The sequence below is a fragment of the Arthrobacter sp. Dra40 genome (assembly GCF_059091905.1).
The window spans coordinates 1-8102 of sequence record NZ_JBNHHB010000222.1; the positions used below are offsets into that span (position 1 = coordinate 1).

Annotated in this window: 10 protein-coding genes; 5 read left to right on the forward strand and 5 right to left on the reverse strand. The window is 67.6% G+C overall.

The window, feature by feature from the left end; translation table 11 throughout:
- Nucleotides 1-3 precede the first annotated feature (3 nt).
- From tsaE to tsaD, 5 genes are all read left to right on the forward strand, one after another.
- Nucleotides 4-510 (forward strand): tRNA (adenosine(37)-N6)-threonylcarbamoyltransferase complex ATPase subunit type 1 TsaE, encoded by a 507-nt coding sequence (tsaE, locus tag AC5RWT_RS31790; RefSeq protein WP_494083707.1) that lies wholly within the window; start codon nucleotides 4-6, stop codon nucleotides 508-510.
- Between the two features lie 133 nt (nucleotides 511-643).
- Complete coding sequence (locus AC5RWT_RS31795) at nucleotides 644-1063, forward strand: VOC family protein (RefSeq protein WP_494083698.1); 420 nt, start codon at nucleotides 644-646, stop codon at nucleotides 1061-1063.
- A gap of 99 nt (nucleotides 1064-1162) precedes the next feature.
- Entirely contained in the window at nucleotides 1163-1831 is a 669-nt protein-coding gene (tsaB, locus tag AC5RWT_RS31800; protein WP_494083699.1) for a tRNA (adenosine(37)-N6)-threonylcarbamoyltransferase complex dimerization subunit type 1 TsaB, read from the forward strand.
- A gap of 38 nt (nucleotides 1832-1869) precedes the next feature.
- Nucleotides 1870-2385, forward strand: a complete 516-nt coding sequence (gene rimI / locus AC5RWT_RS31805) for a ribosomal protein S18-alanine N-acetyltransferase (RefSeq protein WP_494083700.1) — start codon at nucleotides 1870-1872, stop codon at nucleotides 2383-2385.
- Nucleotides 2382-3449, forward strand: coding sequence for a tRNA (adenosine(37)-N6)-threonylcarbamoyltransferase complex transferase subunit TsaD (tsaD, locus tag AC5RWT_RS31810; RefSeq protein WP_494083701.1), 1068 nt, complete (start codon nucleotides 2382-2384; stop codon nucleotides 3447-3449). The genes rimI and tsaD overlap by 4 nt, the downstream gene beginning before the upstream one ends.
- A gap of 328 nt (nucleotides 3450-3777) precedes the next feature.
- Here tsaD and AC5RWT_RS31815 read toward each other — a convergent pair whose 3' ends face one another.
- The 5 genes from AC5RWT_RS31815 to AC5RWT_RS31835 all read right to left on the reverse strand — a co-directional run.
- Nucleotides 3778-4368, reverse strand: coding sequence for a hypothetical protein (locus tag AC5RWT_RS31815; RefSeq protein WP_494083702.1), 591 nt, complete (start codon nucleotides 4366-4368; stop codon nucleotides 3778-3780).
- A 10-nt stretch (nucleotides 4369-4378) separates the two neighbouring features.
- Nucleotides 4379-5527, reverse strand: coding sequence for a zinc-dependent alcohol dehydrogenase (locus AC5RWT_RS31820; RefSeq protein ID WP_494083703.1), 1149 nt, complete (start codon nucleotides 5525-5527; stop codon nucleotides 4379-4381).
- A 132-nt stretch (nucleotides 5528-5659) separates the two neighbouring features.
- The gene (locus AC5RWT_RS31825) at nucleotides 5660-5911 is read right to left on the reverse strand and encodes a hypothetical protein (RefSeq protein ID WP_494083704.1); all 252 of its coding nucleotides are present in this window, start codon (nucleotides 5909-5911) and stop codon (nucleotides 5660-5662) included.
- 129 nt (nucleotides 5912-6040) lie between these two features.
- Nucleotides 6041-7189, reverse strand: coding sequence for a glutamate--cysteine ligase (locus AC5RWT_RS31830; RefSeq protein WP_494083705.1), 1149 nt, complete (start codon nucleotides 7187-7189; stop codon nucleotides 6041-6043).
- An 88-nt stretch (nucleotides 7190-7277) separates the two neighbouring features.
- On the reverse strand, nucleotides 7278-8102 hold an 825-nt coding region (locus AC5RWT_RS31835), incomplete at its 5' end, for a THUMP-like domain-containing protein (protein ID WP_494083706.1).

Below are 8102 nucleotides of genomic sequence, written 5' to 3' on the forward strand. Positions count from 1 at the left end.
GGTTTGGGGGCCGGGAAAACCACCTTCACGCAAGGGCTGGGGGAGGGGCTCGGCGTCCGGCCCGGCATCATTTCGCCCACGTTCGTCCTGGTGCGCAGCCACCCCAGCATGAACGGCGGGCCGGACCTGGTCCACGTGGATGCCTACCGGCTGCAGTCCGAAGGCGAAATTGACGACATCGACCTGGAGAACACCCTGGACGAAGCCGTGACCGTGGTGGAGTGGGGCCGCGGCCGGGTCGAGCACCTCTCCGACAGTTGGCTGGACATCTCACTGGTCCGGGCAACCGGGGCAGACCTGGCGAACCGGCCCGGCGAGGGCGCGGCACCGGGCCCTGGCACAGGCCCGGGCCCGGGCCCGGCGGCCGAGCCGGGCACTGTCGGCGGCACGCGGGGAACGCACGAAGGCTCCGGCGTCGTGCTTGATTTCGAAGAGTCCGACGAGGGCGAGCCGCGGCTGATCCACATCACCGCCTACGGGCCGCGCTGGGCCGCTTTCATGTTCGCCTGACCCATCCGGAGGAGCCCACCTTCGCGGAGGATGTGTCGAAATCGTGCCGCCGGAGCGGCTGGAGGCCACTGCGCTCTTCTCTGCCTGAAACCCCAGGTCCATAATCGAGGCGACACCCCACGAGGAGGCCCCCATGGAAACCAAGCTGAACCCATACCTGGGATTCCGCGACCAGGCCAAAGACGCGATGACGTTCTACCAGTCGGTGTTTGGCGGCGAGTTGACGTTGAGCACCTTTGGTGACTTCCACGCCAGCGAGGATCCGGCGGAGACAGACAAAATCATGCACGGCCAGCTGTCCACCGAGCGCGGCCTGGTCCTCATGGCAGCCGACACTCCCAACACGATGGACTACACGCCCGGCTCCAGCCACTCCCTTTCGCTCAGCGGCGACAACGAGGCGGAACTGCGCGGCTACTGGGAGAAGCTGATCGACGGTGCCACCGTCACCGAGCCGCTGCAAAAGGCGCCCTGGGGCGACACCTTCGGGATGTGCACCGACAAATTCGGCGTCCAATGGCTGGTCAACATCGCCGGCCAACCCTCCGCCTGATCATCCCGTCCTTCACGGCGGCCCCGGATCCGGCGGCCTTGCCGACCGCCGGATCCGGCGCCGGCAAGCCGCCCGGCGGACCTCAAGTAAAATTGATGCGTGCTGATCCTCTCCATTGATACCTCCGCCGTCGCCAGCGCCGCGCTGCTGGCCGGACAAGGAGAGACCCTGGCCGCCTTCGCCACCGAGGACACCCGCACCCACGCCGAAGTGCTGGCGCCAGGGATCGGCAAAATCATGACGACGGCGGATGTCACCGGTGCCGACATCGACGCCCTGGTGGTGGGGGTGGGCCCGGGGCCGTTCACCGGGCTGCGCTCCGGCATCGCCACCGCGCGCTCGCTGGCGTTCGCCTGGGGCAAGCCACTGCACGGGGTGATGAGCCTGGACGCCATTGCCGTGGACGCGGCGCTGGACGCGTGGCGGGCCGGCGTGGACGAGTTTGTGGTGGCCACCGATGCACGGCGCAAGGAAGTGTACTGGGCGCGCTACCGGAGCACCGGCGGGATGCATGAACTGCTCGATGGCCCGCACGTCAGCGCGCCGCCGGAGGTTCCGGACCTGCCCGCTTACGGCATGGGTGCCGGGCTGTACCCGGAGCAGCTGCGCGGCGTCACCGGGTTCAGCGGCACCCAGCCGACCGCCGAAGCGCTGGGGCGCACCGCCGTCGTCGCCCTGGACAAGGGATTGGACCTGCTGGAGACCACGCCGCTGTACCTGCGCGAGTCCGACGCCAAGGTGCCCGGACCGCGGAAGCGGGCACTGTGACGGCCCCCGCCCGGCAGCCGGCGGGCCGCATCCGGCCGATGACCGAAGCCGATGTGCCGGCCGTGGATGCGCTGGAACGCAAGCTGTTCCCGGATGATGCCTGGCCGACGGAGATGTTCTATGAGGAGCTGGCGCAGGAAACCCGCAGCTATTACGTCGCTGAGGACGCGCTCGGCGACGTGATCGGCTATGCCGGGCTGATGTGCGTGCCGCCGATTGCCGACGTACAGACCATTGCGGTGGTGCCCCAGCGCGAAGGCCAAGGGATCGGCACCACGTTGCTGACACTGCTGATTGAGCAGGCCGCGGAGCAGCAGGCCGACGACGTGCTGCTGGAAGTGCGCGCGGACAACCCGCGGGCACAGCGGCTCTACCGCTGGTTCGGCTTCGAGCGGATCCACGTGCGGCCGCGCTACTACCGCGGCGGCGTTGATGCGCTGATTATGCGGCTGCAGCTGAAGGACTGGACAGGTACTCCCGGCGCCGAAGCCGGACGGGCTCACGAGGGACCCGGGACGACGGAAGAAAACGGGACGACGGAGGACAGGCGATGAACCGCACCGAACCGCTGGTGGTCGGCATTGAATCCTCCTGCGACGAAACCGGCGTGGGCATTGTCCGCGGCGATACGCTCCTGGCCAACACCGTTTCATCCTCAATGGAGGAACACGTGCGGTTCGGCGGCGTCATCCCGGAAATTGCCTCGCGCGCCCACCTCGATGCCTTCATCCCGACGCTGGAGCAGGCCCTGGATACCGCCGGCGTGACCCTGGAGGACGTGGACGCGCTGGCGGTAACCTCCGGGCCCGGGCTGGCCGGCGCCCTGATGGTGGGCGTGTGCGCAGCCAAGGCACTGTCGCTGGCCACCGGCAAGCCGCTCTACGCGATCAACCACCTGGTGGCCCATGTGGGCGTTGGCGTGCTGGACGGCGGAGAGCTGCCGGAAAACCTGGGCGCGCTGCTGGTCTCCGGCGGGCACACGGAGATCCTGCGGGTGCGCTCGCTGACCGACGATGTGGAACTGCTCGGCTCCACCATCGACGACGCCGCGGGCGAAGCGTACGACAAGGTGGCCCGCATCCTTGGCCTTGGCTACCCCGGCGGCCCGGCGATTGACAAACTGGCGCGCGAGGGCGACCCGAAGCGGGTCCGTTTTCCCCGTGGACTGAGCCAGCCCAAATACATGGGCTCCGCCGAGGCACCGGGGCCGCACCGCTACGACTGGTCCTTCTCCGGCCTGAAGACCGCCGTAGCCCGTTGCGTGGAGCAGTTCGAGGCCGCCGGGGAACCGCTGCCGGTGGCCGACATTGCCGCGTCCTTCCAGGAAGCGGTGGCAGACGTGATTACCGCCAAGGCGATGCTGGCCTGCACCGAACACGGCATCACCCACCTGTTGCTCGGCGGCGGGGTGGCAGCCAACTCCCGCCTGCGGGCGCTGACCGAGGAACGCTGCGCGGAGCACGGCATCTCGCTGCGGGTACCGCCGGTGTCCCTGTGCACCGACAACGGGGCCATGGTAGCGGCGCTCGGCGCCCAGGTGGTGATGGCCGGCGGCAGGCCCTCCGGGCTCGAGTTCGCCCCGGATTCGTCGATGCCGGTCACCAGCGTCCACCTCTAGCGATCCTCCCGCGAGGGTCGGCCGGAGCTGCCGCCGCCTATCCCAATCGGCGGCGGCGACGGCTGTGGTCATGACGGCGGCGCTGCTGCTCTCGTCCAGTTCCCGGACAGGGGACGAGCCCGGAGACGGGCCGAGGCGGGAGGCACAGGAGGTTTGAGACCGGTTTGTTGATCGGTGTCTGCCTCTCAGCCGACACCGCCAGCGACCAAGCGCTGATCACCCGGCTGCTGCAGCCCGTCAGATAAGCGATGGGCTGCGTGGCTCCCCGCGCCCTGACCGTTGCGTGCCTGGCCTTCCCCGTGCACGTGGAGCTGCCCTGTAGGAGGGCCTAGGTCCTTCCCGCTCCAGCCCGGAGGCGCTGAACCAGTCCTTTAAGGGCGACGGCAGCAAGAGCGCCTGCTGCGATCCAGGGACCGGCGACAATAATCGGATCGAGCCACTGATGGCCAGGATCGGCACGCTTTGCCCCGGTGCGGGAGACAAGCCCGTGGTGGGTGAATTCACTGCGCACACCGGATTCGGTGACCGGATTGTCCGGATGCAGCGTCGCGAATGAACGCAGATGGCTCTCCCAGGCGTCGACCCGGTCCGCGGCCAGGAGGATCAGCCAGTGGGCTGCCCGGCCCTCGCTGTATTTCTCGTAGGAATACCGGCGCATCGCGCCAGAGAGCCCTTTGAGCGGCGTCGACGTGCCGAAGACGGGCGGGAGCATGCGGTGTTCCAGGGACCGCTCGCGGGGCCGTTTCTCCTCTTGGCGCTCGGGAAAATCCCAGTGCGCACCGCTGGCGCCGGGGTCGAACCGTTCCTTGGGCACCGCCGGACGGTCCTTCGGGTCCAGGTCGGCGCCCCAGCCCGGGATCCTGTCGCGGAGCTCGCCACTGGTCAGCCTGCGTTCCGGTTTCCCTGCTGTGTACGGCATCCGGGGTCTCCTAGCCGGCGTTGGGAACGATAAGCGGTTTAATGCAGCCGTCGAGCTTCGACGAGAAAATGTGGTACGCGTCGGAAATGTGCTCCAGCGGCATGCGGTGCGTGACGATGTCTGCGGGCTTCAGATAGCCATTGCGGATGTGCTCAAACAAACGCGGCCATTGGCGCTTGACCGGACACTGGTTCATGCGCAGCGTCAGGCCCTTGTTGAGCGCGTCGCCGAACTTCACCGCACTGAACATCGGGCCGTAAGCGCCCATCACCGAAATTGTTCCGGCTTTGCGGACAGAATCAATGGCCCAATTCAGGGCCACCGGCGAGCCGCCCTGCAGTTTGAACTTGGCAGCGGCGACGTGTTGCGTGAAGTTGCCGTCCGCCTCGGCGCCCACCGCGTCAATCGCCACGTCGGCGCCAAGGTAGTCAGTGACTTTCTTCAGGTGCACCACAATGTCGTCGTACTCGGCAAAGTTGTAGGTTTCCGCATGCGCGAAGGAACGGGCCTTTTCGAGCCGGTAGTCCAAATGGTCGATGACGATCACGCGCCCGGCCCCCATGAGCCATGAGGACTGCGCAGCGAACAATCCCACCGGCCCGGCTCCGAACACCACCACGGTGTCGCCTTCGACAATGTCGCCCAGCTGTGCCCCGAAGTATCCGGTGGGAAGGGCATCGGTGAGCATGACCGCGTCCTCGTCGTCCATCCATTCCGGGATCAAGCCCGGTCCGACGTCTGCAAACGGCACCCGCACATACTCGGCTTGCCCGCCGTCGTAGCCACCGCAGGTGTGGGAGTACCCGTAGATGGCTCCCACGGCCGTGGCATTCGGGTTGACGTTGTGGCAGTTGGAATACAATCCCCGTGCGCAGAAATAACAAGACCCGCAGTAGACGTTGAACGGCACCATGACGCGGTCTCCGGGCTTGAGGTTTTGGACCGACGGCCCCACTTGGTGGACCACCCCGATGAATTCATGCCCGAAGGTCATGCCCACCCGGGTGTCCGGCATCATGCCGTGGTACAGGTGCAGGTCCGAGCCGCAGATTGCGGCCAGGGTCACCCGCACGATGGCGTCGTTGGGGTGTTCAATCGAGGGAATGTCTTTTTCTTCAACCCGGGTCTTGTACGGCCCGCGGTACACCATGGCTCTCATCAGTGCCGCCTAGGGGGAGCGAATAATCGAGTGCCCGCAAGCTTCACATGCCCGGCCGCAGCGGTCAAGGCCCCGGACAGCCAAGGCCCCGGACAGCCAGCGCGCTTCCGCTGCCCGGGGAGCTGGCTGGTCCTAGGAGCCGTTGTCCGGTGACATCGGGGGAACCGGTTCCGGGTCGTCCGCCGCGTCGTCGGCCCCGTCGTCGGAAACCTCGTCGGTCACGTCGTCGTCCGGGCCGTCGCCGCCGGGGCGGTCCACGTCCGGCTCGATGGCGGCAGCCAAACCAGCGGAACCGGCATGCGGCGGGGCTTCGGATTGCTGCTCCGAACCGGCTGCCTCCGCCTGATACATCGCCTCGTCATCAGCCTGTTTTCCCCCGGCCATGCCCAGCCCCTTCCCGCTCCGGTTTCCCCCTGGGCAGAGCCTACGCCTGTCAAGGGGCGGGAGGGAGACAAGGGCGCGGGAATCCCGCGGGGACCGCAAGATCCGGGTTGCGTCGCGGAACCGGCGGTGTCAGGCCGTTCCGCGGAGCTGGCCGACCACGTCAAGCACGACGGCGCGCAGGTCGCCGTCGTGCGCTGCCGCCACCCGGCGCTGGCGCTGGTAGCCGGCACCGGCGTCAATAATCTTTTCCACGTCGGCCAGCTCGTCGCTGCAGCCGAGCTTCTTGGCGACCGGCTCCAGTCGGTTCAACACGTGCTCGCGCAGGTGCTCCGTCACCGGCATTTCCTTGCCGGCGGCGTTGAGAATGATGATGGCGTCCATGCCGTAGCGCGCGGCCCGCCACTTGTTCTCCTGCACATGCCACGGCGGCATGGTCGGGATGGCCCAGCCGTGGTCCAGCGCGGTGGAGAACTCGTCCACCAGGCACTGGGTGAGCGCGGCAACGGCCCCCACGTCCTGCAGGGTGGACAGCCCGTCGCACACCCGCATCTCGATGGTGCCCAGGGCTGGAACCGGCCGGATGTCCCACCGGATCTCGCTGATCGTGTCGATCACCCCGGTGGTGAACATGTCCTCGACGTAGTCTTCGTAGACGGCCCAGCTGGGGAACTGGAAGGGCAGCCCGGCGGTGGGCAGCTGCTGGAACATCAGCGCGCGCTGCGAGGCGTATCCGGTGTCCTCTCCGGCCCAGAAGGGGGAGGAAGCGGAGAGCGCCTGGAAGTGCGGGAAATAGTTGACCAGTCCGTCCAGCACCGGCAGCGCCTTGTCCCGGTGGTCCAGGCCAACGTGCACGTGGACGCCGTAGATCACCATCTGGTGGCCCCACCATTGGGTGCGGTCGATCAGCTTGGCGTAGCGGGCCTTATCCGTCACCGGCTGCGACCGGGGTGCGGCAAACGGATGGCTGCCGGCGCAGAAGAGTTCCACGCCCATTGGATCGGTGACGTCGCGGACGGCTGCCAGCGCGCTGCTGAGGTCGGCTTTGGCCTCACTGACAGTGCTGCAGACGCCGGTGACGAGCTCCACGGTGTTCAGCAGCAGCTCCTGCTTCACATGAGGGTGCTCGTCGTCATCCTGCAGCTCCGGGTGCCCGGCGCGGACGGCGTCCAGTACCTGCTCGGCCACGGAGACCAATTCGCCGGTCTGGGCATCCACCAGCGCCAGCTCCCATTCGACTCCGAGGGAGGACTGGGCGGACCGTGCGAAATCGATGTTCAAACGCTGCTCCGTCTCTGGCGGGAACCGGCTCGCGCCGGAGGTGCTCGTCTCGCGCCAGCGGGGCGAAGACACAGTCGATTCTAGTGCGTCAGGGCCTGGCGGCGCGCTCGCGGCTGCGGGTGCCGGCGGCGGGAACGGGCTCGACGACGATGGTGATCCGGTCTTCGCCGATGCGTGTCAGCACCAGGGTGGCCTTGTTCGGACCCTTGCCGGAACCGGTCAACAGGGTCTTGCGCAACTCATCCGGCGTGACGGAGGTGCCCCGCTTTTTGATGTCCAGGGTGCCGATCCGGTTCTCCTTCACCCACGCCTTGAGTTTCTTGACGTTGTACGGCTTGACCTCCAGCACCCGGTAGGCGCGGGCAAAGGGCGTTTGGTGCAGCTGCGGCGCGCAGATGTAGGCGATATGCGGATCCAACAGGTGTCCGTCCAGGCCGCGGGCGAGGTCGGCGACCAGCCCGGCGCGGATCACGGCGCCGTCCGGCTCATACAGGAAGCCCTCGGCCGGACCGGTGTCCACGTCCTGGCCGCCCGGGTCGTAGCTGACGGCGCTGGTCAACTCTGCTGTCCCGCCGCTGCCGGTCACTAAAGCGGCCCGGCGCACGCCTGGCCGGGCGAGTTGGTTGAACCACAACGCAGCCTCGACCACATCGCCGTTGACCGAGACCCACTGGGCCTCGCAATTCTCCGGCAGCGCATCATGGGGAATCCCCGGGCCCATCTTGACCCCCACCGGCAGGCCCCGGTCGGCTAGCCGTTCCACGAAGGACAGCGGCGGCGAGAATGCTTCCGGGTCGAAGATGCGGGTGGTTCCTGACGTCGTCGTTGTCCGCCGCGCCGGGTCCAGCCACACGCCGTCGACCCCGGCCAAGTCCACTTCCTCCGCGTCCGCATTAACGACGGTGGCGGCAGG